The organism is Limnohabitans sp. (genome assembly GCF_044361645.1).
GTDB lineage: Bacteria > Pseudomonadota > Gammaproteobacteria > Burkholderiales > Burkholderiaceae_C > Limnohabitans_A.
On sequence record NZ_JBIKIL010000028.1, the window covers coordinates 1 to 14,676 of the forward strand.

11 protein-coding genes and 2 pseudogenes are annotated in these 14,676 nt (G+C 58.4%); 7 read left to right on the forward strand and 6 right to left on the reverse strand.

Annotated features, from left to right (window positions below):
* Positions 1 to 695 precede the first annotated feature (695 nt).
* The gene (locus tag ACIQ39_RS06245; RefSeq protein WP_396433749.1) at positions 696 to 1,322 is read left to right on the forward strand and encodes a DUF6806 family protein; all 627 of its coding nucleotides are present in this window, start codon (positions 696 to 698) and stop codon (positions 1,320 to 1,322) included.
* A gap of 12 nt (positions 1,323 to 1,334) precedes the next feature.
* On the forward strand, positions 1,335 to 2,636 hold the full coding sequence (locus ACIQ39_RS06250; protein ID WP_396433750.1) for an MFS transporter: 1,302 nt from the start codon (positions 1,335 to 1,337) through the stop codon (positions 2,634 to 2,636).
* On the opposite strand, the gene murI is transcribed toward ACIQ39_RS06250, so the two are convergent.
* Both murI and ACIQ39_RS06260 read right to left on the reverse strand, forming a co-directional pair.
* Positions 2,637 to 3,527: a glutamate racemase gene (gene murI, locus ACIQ39_RS06255; protein WP_396433751.1), complete on the reverse strand. Its 891-nt coding sequence runs from the start codon at positions 3,525 to 3,527 to the stop codon at positions 2,637 to 2,639.
* Between the two features lie 15 nt (positions 3,528 to 3,542).
* Positions 3,543 to 5,096 carry a fumarate hydratase gene (locus ACIQ39_RS06260; RefSeq protein WP_396433752.1) on the reverse strand — a complete coding sequence of 518 codons (1,554 nt, stop codon included), beginning with the start codon at positions 5,094 to 5,096 and terminating at the stop codon, positions 3,543 to 3,545.
* Positions 5,097 to 5,294: 198 nt separating this feature from the next.
* Here ACIQ39_RS06260 and acs point away from each other — a divergent pair.
* Positions 5,295 to 7,231, forward strand: a pseudogene (gene acs / locus ACIQ39_RS06265) (acetate--CoA ligase).
* A gap of 137 nt (positions 7,232 to 7,368) precedes the next feature.
* On the opposite strand, the gene ACIQ39_RS06270 reads toward acs, so the two are convergent.
* Together ACIQ39_RS06270 and ACIQ39_RS06275 are read right to left on the reverse strand one after the other, a co-directional pair.
* On the reverse strand, positions 7,369 to 8,352 hold the full coding sequence (locus ACIQ39_RS06270; protein WP_396433753.1) for a tripartite tricarboxylate transporter substrate binding protein: 984 nt from the start codon (positions 8,350 to 8,352) through the stop codon (positions 7,369 to 7,371).
* A 142-nt stretch (positions 8,353 to 8,494) separates the two neighbouring features.
* Positions 8,495 to 10,321 (reverse strand): gamma-glutamyltransferase family protein, encoded by a 1,827-nt coding sequence (locus ACIQ39_RS06275; RefSeq protein WP_396433754.1) that lies wholly within the window; start codon positions 10,319 to 10,321, stop codon positions 8,495 to 8,497.
* A 218-nt stretch (positions 10,322 to 10,539) separates the two neighbouring features.
* Here ACIQ39_RS06275 and ACIQ39_RS06280 point away from each other — a divergent pair, with 218 nt between their 5' ends.
* Together ACIQ39_RS06280 and ACIQ39_RS06285 are read left to right on the forward strand one after the other, a co-directional pair.
* Positions 10,540 to 10,746, forward strand: a complete 207-nt coding sequence (locus ACIQ39_RS06280) for a type II toxin-antitoxin system RelE/ParE family toxin (RefSeq protein WP_396433755.1) — start codon at positions 10,540 to 10,542, stop codon at positions 10,744 to 10,746.
* An 82-nt stretch (positions 10,747 to 10,828) separates the two neighbouring features.
* Positions 10,829 to 11,134, forward strand: coding sequence for a HigA family addiction module antitoxin (locus ACIQ39_RS06285; RefSeq protein WP_396433756.1), 306 nt, complete (start codon positions 10,829 to 10,831; stop codon positions 11,132 to 11,134).
* A gap of 230 nt (positions 11,135 to 11,364) precedes the next feature.
* Here ACIQ39_RS06285 and ACIQ39_RS06290 read toward each other — a convergent pair whose 3' ends face one another.
* Complete coding sequence (locus ACIQ39_RS06290) at positions 11,365 to 11,514, reverse strand: hypothetical protein (protein ID WP_396433757.1); 150 nt, start codon at positions 11,512 to 11,514, stop codon at positions 11,365 to 11,367.
* A complete protein-coding gene (locus ACIQ39_RS06295) occupies positions 11,511 to 11,777 on the reverse strand; it encodes a type II toxin-antitoxin system Phd/YefM family antitoxin (RefSeq protein ID WP_396433758.1) in 267 nt (88 codons plus the stop codon). Before ACIQ39_RS06295 ends, ACIQ39_RS06290 begins: the two co-directional genes overlap by 4 nt.
* 196 nt (positions 11,778 to 11,973) lie before the next feature.
* Here ACIQ39_RS06295 and ACIQ39_RS06300 point away from each other — a divergent pair.
* Together ACIQ39_RS06300 and ACIQ39_RS06305 are read left to right on the forward strand one after the other, a co-directional pair.
* A pseudogene (locus ACIQ39_RS06300) lies at positions 11,974 to 12,566 on the forward strand (IS4 family transposase); the annotation flags it as partial.
* A gap of 450 nt (positions 12,567 to 13,016) precedes the next feature.
* Positions 13,017 to 14,636: a flotillin family protein gene (locus ACIQ39_RS06305; RefSeq protein WP_396433759.1), complete on the forward strand. Its 1,620-nt coding sequence runs from the start codon at positions 13,017 to 13,019 to the stop codon at positions 14,634 to 14,636.
* Positions 14,637 to 14,676 lie beyond the last annotated feature (40 nt).

Below are 14,676 nucleotides of genomic sequence, written 5' to 3' on the forward strand. Positions count from 1 at the left end.
TTAAGCGCAACCTCATTCGTGCACACATGTGGTTCGATCTTGCCGCCGTCAATCAAGAGGCCGATGCCGTCAAAAACCGGGACGAAATTGCCACCAAATTGACCCCATCACAACTCGCACTGGCCCAGAGGCTTTCAAAGCGTTGCTTGGATCGCAAGTTCAAAAAGTGTTATTGACAGTCTGTGCTTGAGGCGCATCTTGATAATGCTTAAAAATGGACATGGTTTTAAAAATTTGACATTGAATGCCAATGCTCGGTGTCACGATTTTCCATGCACTTTTGTGACCGATTTTCGGTCCGACCGATTCCGGCTTGGCTTGTCACCAGCTGCCCAGATCTCGGCACTGTCCTGTTGATGACTGCATTGCTTGTGCTGCGGCAACCAAGGCGGTGTGCAAGCTCGAACAAGACGAGCCGCTGTTCGTCAGGTGCCACTGTTTGGGCTTGCTTGAGGCACACGGGTCTTGAGGCCTGCACAAGGCCAAGTGAAGCTGCGGCGTTAAAATGCAGCAACACTTTCAGAAATTTTCGTCCAAATGGCCTTGTTGACACTTGCACATTGACCGATGAAGCCATCACCAACCCGTTTATTTGCCATGCTTCGAGTGAGCGATTCGGAACACGTGTTGCTGTGTCGACCACGCTTGCGCCTTGGCGCTGTCGGTTCTGGGCTCTACATCAGGGAAACATCATCATGAACCACGATAACGCGCCTCTTGAAATCCATCTGCATGGTGAGGTACCGATCAAAACCGGCACCGACAACCAAGCCATTCAAGAGGCGCTCAAGCCGCTTTGGCATTACGCTGGAGCCCGCACCCTGAGCGAGGGCGCGGTGAGCCTTTACGAAGAGGAGCCCGGCATTCGGTTTGACGCTGCTGCAGGGCGCTTGCACTTTTGCTGGACCGTGCGTGGCGATGAAGATTTCCGCATGGTGTTGGACGACTTGTGCATGAACCTCAATGAATTGTCGGCCAGTGGTACGCACATTGAAGTGACTTATTACGATTCGGATTTTGACGATGAGGATGAGACCAACGGGGGCGAGTCACGTGACGACTTTGTGATGATGTTTGTCGGTCCAGACCCAGCGGCCATCATGCAGGCACAGCGTGATCTGCTGGTCCATGATGTGGTCAACATGATGGAGCGGCATTTCGATGGTGCGGAGTTGTCAGGCGTGGTGACCGAAATCGACAAGCTTTTTAGCCAACGCTTTGACAGCTTGGTCAGCTCCTTGGACATCGGCAAACCACCACGCGGCTCGGGCGGTGCCAGCGGCCACGGCGGTGGTGGACGTCGTCCTCGCCATTTGCATTGAACGGAGCCAACCATGAACGCGCAGGGCCTTCGTGCTTCCTTGAGACCGGGTGTGCGTTTGCGCGAAGTTTTTGGCTGGGCCATGTACGACTTCGCCAACTCGGGCTACACCACCGTGGTCATCACGGCTGTTTTTGCTGCCTACTTTGTGGGCAGTGTCGCCGATGGGGCCGAATGGGCCACGCTGGCTTGGACCTCCGGTCTCAGCTTGTCCTATTTGATTGTGATGCTCACCATGCCGGGACTTGGTGCGTGGGCAGATCGGGTCGCCGGCAAAAAACGCATGTTGATGTGGGTGACAAGCGGTTGCGTATTGAGCACTGCCGCCTTGGCCTTGGTGGGACCGGGCCAAGTGGCGCTGGGCTTGTTCATTTTGGTGTTGTCCAACACTTTTTTCTCTTATGGTGAGTCGCTCACTGCCTCGTTTTTGCCTGAACTGGCCAAGCCGCAGGCCATGGGCCGTGTCAGCGGCTGGGGCTGGTCATTGGGCTACATCGGCGGGATGATGACCCTGGGTGTTTGCTTGGCCTATGTGCTGGCTGCACAGGCCCGCGGTGAAACCGGTGGGCAGTTTGTGCCTGTAACAATGTTGATCACTGCAGGCATTTACGGCGCTGCTGCCTTGGTGACATTTTCTTTGTTGCGTGAACATTCGCCGCCGCAACCCCATGCCCCGGTGGTCACAGTGGTACAGAGCTTGCGCCGCTTGCGCCAGACCTTGCGCGAGGCCATGCCATACCGTGACTTCACGCGTTTGCTGGCGTGTGCGGTAGCCTACCAAGGCGGGGTGGCGGTGGCCATCACGCTGGCGGCCATTTATGCTGAGCAGGTGATTGGTTTTCAGCCGCAAGAGACCATGGTGCTGATCTTTGTGCTGAACCTGGCGGCTTTTGCTGGGGCGTTTTTGCTGGGTTATGTGCAAGACCGTGTGGGGCACAAGCTGACCTTGGGCCTGACTTTGCTGGGCTGGGTGGCCACTTGCTTCATTGCGGCGTTCTCTACCGACAAGGCTACATTTTGGTGGGCTGCTGTGATCGCTGGCTTTTGTATGGGCTCGAGCCAATCTACTGGGCGTGCCATGGCGGGTTTGTTGGTGCCCCCCCATCGCTTGGGCGAGTTTTTTGGCCTGTGGACTTTTGCCATTCGGCTGGCCAGTATTTTGGGGCCGTTGACCTACGGCTTGATCACTTGGCTGAGCGATGGCAATCAGCGCTTGGCCATTGGTTCAACTTCGCTGTTGTTCATTCTGGGTTTGGTCTTGCTGATACCCGTGGATGTGCAGCGAGGTCGATTGCAAGCCCAATCGCCCGCCTGATCAGGTGTCATGCAGGGAGGCCGGCACAGCTTGGCACACCTCGCCTGGCAAACCCAGCCACCGCAGTGCTGCGGCTTGTAAGCCTTGCAAGTCGCCCGTGGTCAACAAGCAAACGGGCTGGGAGACCCCATCTGACGCTTCAGCATTGAGCAGCCCAGCTGCCATCAGCAAACGCTGGGTCTGCCGCGCCACGGGCACGCCGGTCGAGACCAGTTGCACCTCGGGTCCCACAAGCGCCTGCAGCGCATTTTCAACAAAAACATAATGGGTACAACCCATCACCAAGGTGTCGATCTCGCCCGGCCCGGAACCAAAGCGACCCATGGCCTGGGTGTAGGTCTGCAGCAAGTGCGTGATCTGCGCTTGCGCGCAGTGGGTCTGATCGGGGGTGGTGCTTTGCTCTATGGCCATGGCCAGACCGTTACAGGCTTGAGTCATAAAATGTGCCTCGCTTTGCACACTGGACAGCAACCGGGCGAATTTGGCACTGGACACGGTGCCTTGGGTGGCCATCACGCCGATGTGGCCTGTGCGGGTCAGGGCCAAAGCTGGTTTGAGGGCTGGCTCTAAGCCCACCAGCGGCAGCATCGGATGCTTTAAGCGCAATTCATGAATGGCCGCAGCAGTGGCGGTGTTGCAGGCCACGACCAAGGCTTTGATGTGGTGGTGCGCGCACAAATGCTCGGCAATCGCGTGGGTGCGTTGGGCGACAAAGTGTTCGCTTTTTTCGCCATAGGGCGCGTGCGCGCTATCGGCCAAGTAGACAAAGCGTTCAAGTGGCAATTCTTTTTGCAGCGCCTTTAAAACGCTCAGTCCGCCAATGCCACTGTCAAATATGCCGATGGGGCCAAAGGCTTTCATTGGAGGGCGTGCGCCAATGTGTTTCAGCATGGATGGTGTCGTGCTTCAGCCTGCCGTCACGCCAATGCCTTTGAACTCGCCCGTAGCGATGCGTTTTTGCCATTCGGCAGGTCCCGTGATGTGGGCGCTGGTGCCGCCGGCATCGACCGCCACCGTGACCGGCATGTCCACCACGTCAAACTCGTAGATGGCTTCCATGCCCATGTCGGCAAAGCCCACGACTTTGGCGTGTTTGATCGCTTTGGACACCAGGTAGGCCGCGCCGCCCACGGCCATCAGGTAAGCACTCTTGTGCTTTTTGATGGCTTCGATGGCGACGGGGCCGCGCTCGGCTTTGCCGATCATGGCGATCAGGCCTGTTTGTGCCAGCATCATCTCGGTGAAGCCGTCCATGCGGGTGGCCGTCGTTGGGCCTGCTGGGCCCACCGCCTCGTCGCCCACCGGGTCCACGGGGCCCACGTAATAGATCACGCGGTTGGTGAAGTCCACCGGGAGCTGCTCGCCCTTGGCCAGCATGTCTTGAATGCGTTTGTGCGCGGCGTCGCGGCCAGTGAGCATCTTGCCGTTGAGCAGCAGGGTTTGGCCAGGCTTCCAAGCGGCGACCTGCTCAGGTGTCAGGGCGTTGAGGTCTACGCGCTGGCTCTTTTCGGTGTCGGCCGTCCAGTTGACGTTGGGCCACAGATCGAGCGAGGGCGCTTCGAGGTATGTGGGGCCGGAGCCGTCGAGCACAAAGTGGGCGTGGCGCGTGGCCGCGCAGTTGGGGATCATGGCCACCGGCTTGCTGGCCGCGTGCGTGGGGTACATCTTGATCTTGATGTCCAGCACGGTGGTCAGGCCCCCCAGACCTTGCGCGCCAATGCCCAGGGCGTTGACCTTGTGGTAGAGCTCCAGGCGCATCTCTTCGACCTGGTCGAGCTTTTCGCCTTGGCTGGATTTTTCGAGCAGCTGGTACATGTCCAGGTCGTCCATCAGGCTTTCTTTGGCCAAGAGCACGGCTTTTTCGGCGGTGCCACCGATGCCGATGCCCAGCATGCCGGGCGGGCACCAGCCCGCGCCCATGGTGGGCACGGTTTTCAAAACCCAGTCCACAATGCTGTCGCCAGGGTTGAGCATGATCATCTTGGACTTGTTCTCGCTGCCGCCGCCTTTGGCCGCCACGGTCACATGCACATGGTGGCCGGGCACGATCTTGGTGAAGATCACGGCGGGCGTGTTGTCCTTGGTGTTTTTGCGGTTGAAGTGCGGGTCCGAGACCACAGAGGCGCGCAACATATTGTCCGATTGGTTGTAGCCCCGGCGCACGCCTTCGTTGACGGCGTCTTCCAAGCTGCCGGTGAAGCCGTCCAACTTCACGTCCATGCCGACTTCCAGGAAGACGTTGACGATGCCGGTGTCTTGGCAAATTGGGCGGTGGCCAATGGCGCTCATCTTGCTGTTGGTCAAAATCTGGGCAATCGCGTCTTTGGCGGCCGGGCTTTGCTCACGGGCGTAGGCGCTGGCCAGGTGTGAAATGAAGTCGGCCGGGTGGTAGTAGCTGATGTACTGCAGGGCGGCGGCAACGGATTCGATCAGGTCGGCTTGTTTGATCAGGGTGGTCATGGATGGGCCTAGGTGCAACAAAAAAAGGGCTGACCGAAGGCCAGAATATCCTTGGATTTTAGGGGGTGTGCCAAGGACTTTTGCCCAATCAGCAGGCAATGCCGTGCAAGACTGGAGTCAGTCAGTGCTTTGTAAGAGCGAAAGCCGACATTTACGCGAGTTTCAAATAATTGACATGTCATTGAGGAGACCCATCAGATGAGCACCGCCATTTACCAACCCAGCGCCGATTTCGTGAAAAACGCCCACATCTCGGGCATGCCCGCCTATGAGGCGCTGTGCAAAGAAGCCGAAACCGATTACGAAGGCTATTGGGCTGGAAGACCCCCTTCACCAAAGTGCTGGACGAGTCGAATGCGCCTTTTTTCAAATGGTTCGAAGACGGCACTTTGAACGCGTCGTACAACTGCCTGGACCGCAACGTCGAAAAAGGCCTGGGCGACAAGACCGCCATCATTTTTGAAGCCGATGGCGGTGAAGTCACCAAAGTCACCTACAGCCAGTTGCTGGCCAAGACCTGCCAATACGCCAATGCCTTGAAGAGCCTGGGCATCCAAAAAGGTGACCGCGTGGTCATCTACATCTCGATGTCCATCGAAGGCGTGGCCGCCATGCAAGCCTGCGCCCGCATTGGCGCCACCCACTCGGTGGTGTTTGGTGGCTTTTCGGCCCAGTCGCTGCGCGACCGCATCGAAGACACCGGTGCTGTGGCCGTGATCACCGCCGACAACCAAGTGCGCGGCGGCAAGTTGCTGCCCCTCAAAGCCATCGTGGACGACGCCATCAACTTGGGCGGCTGCGGCTCCATTCGGAATGTTTTGGTCGTCAAGCGCTCGGGCGCTGACATCGCCATGACCGCTGGCCGCGACCTGTGGATGGCCGAGCTGGCCGAGCAACAAGCCAGCACCTGCGAGCCCGAGTGGGTCGGTGCCGAGCACCCGCTGTTCTTGCTCTACACCTCGGGCTCCACTGGCAAACCTAAAGGTGTGCAGCACAGCACGGGTGGCTATTTGCTGCACGCGGCCTTGACCACCAAGTGGACCTTTGACCTCAAGGCAGACGACGTGTTCTGGTGCACCGCCGACATCGGCTGGGTCACGGGCCACACCTACATCACCTATGGCCCCTTGGCTTTGGGCGGCACCGAGATCGTGTTCGAGGGCGTGCCCACCTACCCCGACGCGGGACGCTTTTGGAAGATGATCCAGGACCACAAAGCCACCATCTTCTACACCGCGCCCACCGCCATCCGCTCGCTCATCAAGGCCGCTGAAGCCAATGACGCGGTGCACCCCAAGAGCTACGATCTGTCGAGCCTGCGCCTGTTGGGCTCGGTCGGTGAGCCGATCAACCCTGCGGCTTGGGAGTGGTACCACAAGCATGTGGGCGGCGGCCATTGCCCGATTGTCGACACCTTCTGGCAGACCGAAACCGGTGGCCACATGATCACGCCTTTGCCTGGAGCCACGCCCATGGTGCCCGGTTCTTGCACGCTGGCCTTCCCCGGCATCCAAGCGGCCATCGTGGACGAGACTGGCAAAGACGTGCCCAACGGTCAAGGCGGCATTTTGGTGGTCAAGCGCCCCTGGCCATCCATGATCCGCAACATCTGGGGCGACCCTGAGCGCTTCAAGAAGAGCTACTACCCGGAAGACTTCAAGGGCAAGTACTACCTGGCAGGTGACGGTTCGATCCGGGACGAGAAAACCGGCTACTTCACCATCACCGGCCGCATCGACGACGTGCTCAACGTCTCCGGTCACCGCATGGGCACCATGGAAATCGAATCGGCCTTGGTCAGCTGCACCGAGCTGGTGGCTGAAGCCGCTGTGGTGGGCCGCCCTGACGACACCACGGGCGAGGCGATTTGCGCCTTCGTGGTGCTCAAGCGCTCGCTGCCCAACACCGATGAAGGCAAGGCCATTGCCAAACAATTGCGCGACCACATCGCCAAAGAGATCGGCCCCATCGCCAAGCCCAAGGACATCCGTTTTGGCGAGAACCTGCCCAAGACCCGTTCGGGCAAGATCATGCGCCGCTTGCTGCGTTCGCTGGCCAAAGGCGAAGAGATCACGCAGGACATCTCGACTTTGGAAAACCCCGCGATTTTGGGTCAACTGGGTCAGGCTTATTGATTGGTCGTGCCGGCGTTGATCCGGCATCCATGCAAAACGGCAGCCTAGGCTGCCGTTTTGCATCAGGACCTGAATTTTGCCGTCTCAGGTCGTGGATGCTGGGAACTGGGAACTGGGAACTGGGAACTGGGTCCTGGTCAGGTTTTCATTGCCAAGCCTAGCCGTTCGATCACCGCTTTTTCAGAACGGAAGGTGTCCTGGATGAACTTTGTGTACTCTTCGGTGCCCATGTAAATCACCGACTGGTCGTACTTGTCAAAGCTGGCCAGCACGGCCGGGTCTTGCAAGGTCTGCTTGAAAACGTCGTGCAGCTTTTTGACCACGGCCGGGTCCATGCCCTTGGGGCCGCCGATGCCAAAGGGCGAGTCGGACACGGTGTCGAAACCGAGTTCGTTGAGTGTGGGCACCTTGGGCCAGCGCTTGGTGCGTTTGCTGCCGTAGGTGGCCAGCAAGCGCATGGTGCCCGCCTCAACCTGTGGGGCCCAGCCGGTGGCGTCGCTGTGCGACATGACATGCCCGCCCAAGACGGCTTGCACGCCATCGGCGCTGCCTTTGAAGGGAATGTGGGTCACGTCGATTTTGGCTTTGCTGGCGAATTCGGCAAAAGCCAGGTGCGGTGTGGTGCCGTTGCCCGTCGAGCCATAGGTGAACTTGCCGGGGTTGGCTTTGGCAAAAGCCACCAGGTCGGCAATCGACATGATGGGCGAGTCGGCCCGCACCACCACGCCAAAGGTGTAGCCCGTCAGGCAGGCGATGTAGGTGAAGTCTGTGAGCGGGTCGAACTGCATTTTTTGCATGTGCGGAAGACGCGCAACGCCGATGGTGATTTGCGACAGGGTGTAGCCGTCGGGCTGGGCACGCACCAGCTCATTGGGGCCCAGCATGCCGCTGGCGCCGGGTTTGTTTTCAATGACCACTTGCACACCCAGCGCCTTGCTGGCACTTTCGGCCAAGGCGCGCATCACGGCATCCGTCGAGCCGCCTGCTGGCCATGGGCAGATCAGTTTGATGGGCTTGGACGGAAAGGACTGGGCTTGTGCCAAAGAGGGAAAGGCGACCGTGATCGCAGCAGCGGCAGATGCCTGAACAAAATCGCGCCGTGTCGAGCCTTGGTTTTTCAAGGGGATCTCCTAAGTTCATTGGATGCCGAGATTGAAATGGAAGTCCAGGCCTTCAACAAGGGTGAAAACCTGTAATCTGACGCTGGCTGCGTCGCTTGCGTGACTCAGACTGTCAGATGACCAGACCGCCATGTCGCCAGACTCAATCCCCCAGCACCACGCCTTCACGCCGAGGGTCGGCCCCGCCAAACCAACCCGTGGGCGTGCGCTCGATGGCCTGCAAACCGCTGGTCATGTCCATCTCACGCACTTCGTGGCCGCGTGCTTTGAGCGCATTGACGGTGGCGCTGTCAAAGCGTTTGGCTTCGAGCAAGGTGGGGCCGTTCAGCGACCCAAAGTTGGGCAGGTCAATGGCTTGCTGCGCGTTCAGGCCCCAGTGCAGGGTGCCCGTGAGCAGCTTGGCCGTGTAGTGGATGATGAGCGCGCCACCCGGGCTGCCACCGCTCATGAGCAGCTCCCCGCTCGCTTTGTCCAACACCAGTGTGGGTGACATGGACGAGCGCGGCCGCTTGCCGGGCTCTACCCGGTTGGCGATGGGGCGGCCTTGCGCGTCGGCGGGTGAGAGGCTGAAATCGGTCATCTCGTTGTTCAGCAAAAAACCACCAGGGCGAGAGGGGTCGGTGGTGACCATGCGGCGCGCACCAAAGGCCGCCTCGATGGTGGTGGTCATGGCCACTGCGCGGCCTTGGGCGTCGACCACGCTGATGTGGCTGGTGCCGTACTCGGTTTGGCTGGGCATGGGGGCCCAGCTGCTGGGGCGACCGCCGGGTTGGCCGGGTGTGGCCACCTGCATCGATTGCTCACCGATCAACTGGCTGCGCTCACGCAGGTAGGCAGGGGCCAGCAGGCTGCGCCAGTCGCCCGCAGGCGCTGCCACAAAAGCCGGGTCGGCCACAAATTGCGCGCGGTCAGCAAAGGCCAGGCGCGCGGCCTCGGTGTAGCGGTGCAGCCAATCGGGTGAGGGCAGGCCACCTGAGAATTCTGGGCCTTGCGCAGCGGTCTGGCCCAGCAGCCCCAAAATTTGGCCGATGGCGATCTGGCCCGAAGACGGTGGTGGGAAGCCGCAGATGCGGTAAGCCCGCGCTGCGGCGGTGTGGTCAAAACACAGGGCTTCGCGCATGCGGGGCTGGTAGCTGGCGAGGTCTTGCAGGCTCAGGCTGCCGGGGCGCGGTGCCTGCTGCGTGCGCTGCACCATGGCCTGGGCCACTGGCCCTTCGTGCAAGGCGCGACTGCCTTCTGTGGCGATGCGGCGCAGCACATGCGCGTATTCCGGGTTGCGCAGCACATGGCCCACCGGCCAGGCTTGGCCTTGGGCGTTGTAGAAAAAGCGCAAGGCCAGCGCGTCTTTTCTCAGATGCGCATCGGCTTGCAGCAAGCTGTGCAAACGGGGGCTGACCCGAAAGCCTTGCTCGGCCAGCGTGATGGCGGGTGCCATCAACTGTGCCCAAGGCAGGCGGCCGTGCTGGCGGTGCGCGGCCTCCAGCATGCGGACCACGCCGGGCACGCCCACCGAATGGCCGCTTTGCACGGCATCTGCGAATGGCAGCGGCTTGCCCTGGTCCATGAACATGTCGCCCCTGGCTCCGCTGGGGGCGGTCTCGCGGCCATCGTGTGCGGTGATTTTCAGTCCATCAAAGTGCAGCAAAAAAGCCCCACCGCCAATGCCGCTTGACTGCGGCTCTACCAGACCCAGGACCATTTGCACCGCAATCGCGGCATCGAGCGCCGAGCCGCCTGCGCGCAGCACTTGGTGCCCGGCATCGGTGGCCAGCGGGTTGGCCGCAGCCACGGCTTGGCGGGTGAAGGCCCAGCCGGGTTTGGCTTGACTGCCGCTGGCCGCCTCGGGTTGTGTGGCGTGATCGGGCACGCTATAGCGCAAGCCGTCGGTGGGTGCTTGTGTGGTAAGTCCCGATGCGCAGGCGCTCAATAGCGCCAGCACGATCAAACTCAAAGGCAAGTGTGCGTTCATGTATTGGTCCTCTTCGGGGCATGCTAGCGGCAATGCAGGGCAACACCAAGTGAGTCTGTGACAGGGTTTTTTGTGAGAGTTGATTGGGCAATAATAAATTCCAATGTATTCAAAATAGCCTTCTTAAATTTTTTGATTTTGGTTTGAAACGTCCATGACCTCAGCCATCAGTTCCACGCCAGTACTTGGCGTTTTTGTAAATCCATGATTTACGGTTTATGATCCCAACCATCCGACACAAAGGTCTTGAGCTTTATTTCAAGACGGGGCGCATGTCTGGCATCCAGGCCATCCATGCCAAGCGGCTGCGCGAATTGCTCACGGCACTGAATGCGGCGCAAGGCCCGGCTGACTTGAACCGCCCGTCATGGCGCTTGCATGGTTTGACGGGAGACCGTTCCGGCTTCCATGCCGTGACGGTTTAGGCCAACTGGCGGCTGACCTTCCGGTTTGTGGGGCAGGACGTTGAGTTGTTGGATTATTTGGACTACCACTGAAAGGCACACCATGAAGATGCACAACCCAGCCCACCCCGGTGAAATGCTGGCAGGGTGGCTGGAAGACTTGAACACCAGCGTGACCGCTTTTGCGGGGCATTTGGGCATCAGCCGTGTGATGCTGTCCCGGGTGCTGCATGGCCATGCGGCGGTGTCGGCCGACATGGATTTGAGACTCTCAGAGGCTTTGGGCACGAATCCGGGTTATTGGCTGGCTTTGCAAGCCCAAAGCGATTTGTGGAAAGCCACAGAGCGGGCCAAAGAGCGCCCACCCATTGGCCGCGTGCCTTTGCCGCTGCGCCTGGCGGCCGATTGAGGCGCAATGTGTGCGCACAAGGTTACTGAGTTCAGTGATCTCCTTGAGGTGTTTCAGGCCCTTAAAACACGCTGCTGCAAATGGGTTCTGAAATGACGCCGAGTGTGTATGAACAGGTGAACCAGCACGGCCTGGTCGTCAAACTCATAAATCACACGGGTTTGCCGAACCAGGCGTTGTCTGAAATGGGGCAAACCCAGGGCCCGGAGTTCCTCCAGTGGCGTGCCACTTTAGGGGCGCTCCCCGATGTCGCACAGCGTGTTTTTGAATTCTTGGTTGAGCTCTTGCCAGACGGTTTGGCCAAAACGTGAAACGACACAGCGCTGAATGTCCCGAAAGTCTGGCTTGACTGCATCCAGAATTTGGACACACCGTGTCATGGCTTTTGATCCATCTCGGCAAAAAACGCGTCCATGTCGCTCACGCGGCCTTGCGCCAGTTCTTTTTTGCCCATGGACACCAGCTTGAGCAGCGCCAAAGTTTCTTGCTGCCTTTCATACTCGGCAATGTCCATGACCACCATCTTGGCTTCGCCATTTTGGGTGATGATGAGGGGCTCCGGGTTGGTGGCGAAGTCTTTCACAATCTCTGCGGCATGGCTCTTGAGGTAAGAGATGGGCTTGATTTGCGTGGACAGGCTCATGGTGGCAACCGGTGGTTTGAGTAGGTTTGAGTAGGTTTGAGTAGGTTTGAGTAGGTTTGAATATAGTCCAAATTTGGTTTCTGTCGAAAAAGATGTGAACTGTCCAATGCCGCTTTCAGTTGCGGCAAAAGGCGTTGGGCTGCATGCTTGCCTGATAGCCTGGCCATGCGAAAAAAAGCGGGTGTGGGGCGGGTGGATGGACCGTGGCTACGTCGACTTCGAACGCTTGTATGCGCTGCATCAGGCCGCAGCCTTGTTTGTCACGCGCGCCAAGTCGCCGATGGACGCGCGGCGCGTGCACTCGGCCCCGAGCGATCGTGCACCGGCGTGATCTGCGATCAACGCGTGATGCTCAATGGCTGTCACTCCGCCAGGAAGTATCCCGAGCTGCTGCGGCGAATTCGATTCAAAGACCCGGACTTGGGCAAGACGCTGGTGTTCCTGAGCAACAACACGGCGCTGCCAGCGTTGACGATCGCCGCACTGTACAAAAGCCGCTGGCTGGTGGAGTTGTTCTTCAAGTGGATCAAGCAGCACCTGCGCATCAAGAAATTCCTGGGCACCAGCGAGAACGCGGTGAAGACACAAATCTGATGCGCCGTGTCCACCTGCGTGCTCATCGCCATCGTCAACAAGCAGCTTCGCCTGAATGCCTCGCTTTACACATGTCTACAGATTTTGTCGGTGTCTGTCTTCGAGAAAGCCGAGATTTCATGCGCCTTGCAGGGCGACAACCCTGCAATCGACCTGCCCGCCAACGCTGAACAGTTGAATTTGTTCAACATTTAACCGGACAGCAGTGGTGTAGCAAAGTCATTGACACGTTCCGGGGCAAGGCAAGCGAATCGCCCGTTGCGCTTGTTGATCGCTTGGCACGATAACGCATTGCTTGCAAGTTAGAAACGTTCAGTGTGGTGCTAAAAATACGAGGACCGAGATCGCATTTTGAAAAATGCTGAGGCTTTTTTGAGGCCATCAAGACGCAGGTGCAGTCGCGAAATTTTTGGCCTGTTTTGGGGCCTTGGCCACGGGGCCGCGATGGCTTTGCTGAGGCTGTTTTCATCGCGCACGAGCAGCTTGTTTGGAGCCCCAACCCGGGGGTGATCAGGCTTGTTTTTCGCTGAATAAATTCAAGCCAACAAGTTGAAAAACCGATCTCTAGGGTAATCACTGAGTCTGCGCAAAAAAATTAATCCTAGAATTATTTTTGGATTTGGTTGTCACCCAGAGGGGAGTCGCATGACAGTTCTTGCTTGGTTGTTTGGCATCGTTGTATTGATCGTTGTCATTGCTGCACTCGTCACGTTTTTAAATCACTTTTACCGAAAATCCAGCCGCGACGTTGCCGTTATCCGAACTGGTTTTGGCGGTCAAAAAACACTGATTTCTGGCGGCTGTTTGTCGCTGCCTTTTTTACACAAAATCGACGAAATCAACATGCGCACCATCCGCGTTGAGGTGCGCCGCGTGGCAGAGAAATCGCTCATCACCGAAGACCGTATGAGGGTAGATGCCGAGCTTGAGTTTTATGTGCGCGTGCAACCCACCATTGAAGGTGTCGCCACTGCGGCACAGTCGCTGGGCTCCAAAGCCTTCAACACCGAAGGCATGCGCAATTTGCTAGAGGGTCGTTTCATCGACGCGGTGCAAGCCGTTGCGGCCAGCCGCACCATGGACCAAATCCACGAAAAACGCTCGCAATTTGTGGCCGATATTTCCGCTTTGCTGAAAGCAAATTTGGCCGAAAACGGCGTGGTCTTGGACTCTGTCTCTCTGACCCGATTGGACCAAACCTCGTTCTCTGCACTTGATGAAAACAACGCGTTCAACTCGGTGGGCATGCGACGCTTGGCAGAGATCATTGCGGTCAACCGCAAAAAGCGTGTCCAAATTGAATCCGAGGCAGACATCTCTGTTCGTCAAACACAACTCGACGCGATCAAGCAAGGCTTGCTGCTGAACCAGCAAGAAGAAGAAGCGCAAATCAACCAGCGCCTTGAGCTTGAAAAAGTCAAAGCCCAAAGCGATGCAGATACGGCGCGCTCACGTGAAAAATCGCAAGCTGCCACCGATGCGGCCCGCATTGACCGTGAGCAAGAAACCCGCATGCGCGAGATACAAAAACAGCGCGAGTTGCGCAAATCTGAAATTGAGTCCCAGCTCAACTCTGAGGTCAGAAAACTGGAGAGCTCCATCACCTTGTCTGCCAAACAAGCCGAAGAAGCGCATGCGCAAGCGGCTGCGGAACTGGCCCGCACCGAAGTGATTTTGGCGCAAGAAAAAGTTCAAACTGACCGCGAACGTGCCTTGGCTGACCGGTCTTTTGAAATGGCCATCAAGCGCGTGAAAGAAGCGGGCGAAGTGGCCGAGGCCAAAGCCACCACAGAGGTGCTTGTTTTGTTAAAGCGTGCCAAAGCGGAGGCCGAAGCCACGCACACGCGCGCAGCGGCTGAAAAGGCGCGCATGCTGGCCGAGTCCGAAGGTTCTCGCGCCTTGATCGATGCAGAAAATGCGCTCAGCACGCCTGTGTTGCACATGAAGCTGGAGCAATACCGACTCGACCGTTTGCCCGAGATCATGTCGCACATGATGCGTCCGATTGAAAAAATCGACAGCATTCGCATCAACCATGTCAGTGGTTTTGGTGCCACCAACGGCTCAGGCGGTGCTGTCGGCGGAACATCGTCTGGCGATGGTGGTGCAGGCAAACCACCGGTGACTCAGGTCATGGACAGCATCTTGGGCATGGCCTTGCAACTGCCCGCACTCAAAAGCATAGGTGACCAAATCGGCGTCGATTTGTCGGGGTCTATCGATGCGGCGACAGGCAAAACATCTTCCTCTGGCGGCAAAGCTTGACGCTGGTCTAGAGTTCTTTTTTTCACAACCAAGAGCATTC

Excerpts from the sequence above, each read along its gene's own strand:
- ACIQ39_RS06245 (WP_396433749.1), top strand. The coding sequence starts at position 696 with ATGAACCACGATAACGCGCCTCTTGAAATCCATCTGCATGGTGAGGTA.
- ACIQ39_RS06250 (WP_396433750.1), top strand. The coding sequence starts at position 1,335 with ATGAACGCGCAGGGCCTTCGTGCTTCCTTGAGACCGGGTGTGCGTTTG.
- murI (WP_396433751.1), bottom strand. The coding sequence starts at position 3,527 with ATGCTGAAACACATTGGCGCACGCCCTCCAATGAAAGCCTTTGGCCCC.
- ACIQ39_RS06260 (WP_396433752.1), bottom strand. The coding sequence starts at position 5,096 with ATGACCACCCTGATCAAACAAGCCGACCTGATCGAATCCGTTGCCGCC.
- ACIQ39_RS06275 (WP_396433754.1), bottom strand. The coding sequence starts at position 10,321 with ATGAACGCACACTTGCCTTTGAGTTTGATCGTGCTGGCGCTATTGAGC.
- ACIQ39_RS06280 (WP_396433755.1), top strand. The coding sequence starts at position 10,540 with ATGATCCCAACCATCCGACACAAAGGTCTTGAGCTTTATTTCAAGACG.
- ACIQ39_RS06285 (WP_396433756.1), top strand. The coding sequence starts at position 10,829 with ATGAAGATGCACAACCCAGCCCACCCCGGTGAAATGCTGGCAGGGTGG.
- ACIQ39_RS06290 (WP_396433757.1), bottom strand. The coding sequence starts at position 11,514 with ATGACACGGTGTGTCCAAATTCTGGATGCAGTCAAGCCAGACTTTCGG.
- ACIQ39_RS06295 (WP_396433758.1), bottom strand. The coding sequence starts at position 11,777 with ATGAGCCTGTCCACGCAAATCAAGCCCATCTCTTACCTCAAGAGCCAT.
- ACIQ39_RS06305 (WP_396433759.1), top strand. The coding sequence starts at position 13,017 with ATGACAGTTCTTGCTTGGTTGTTTGGCATCGTTGTATTGATCGTTGTC.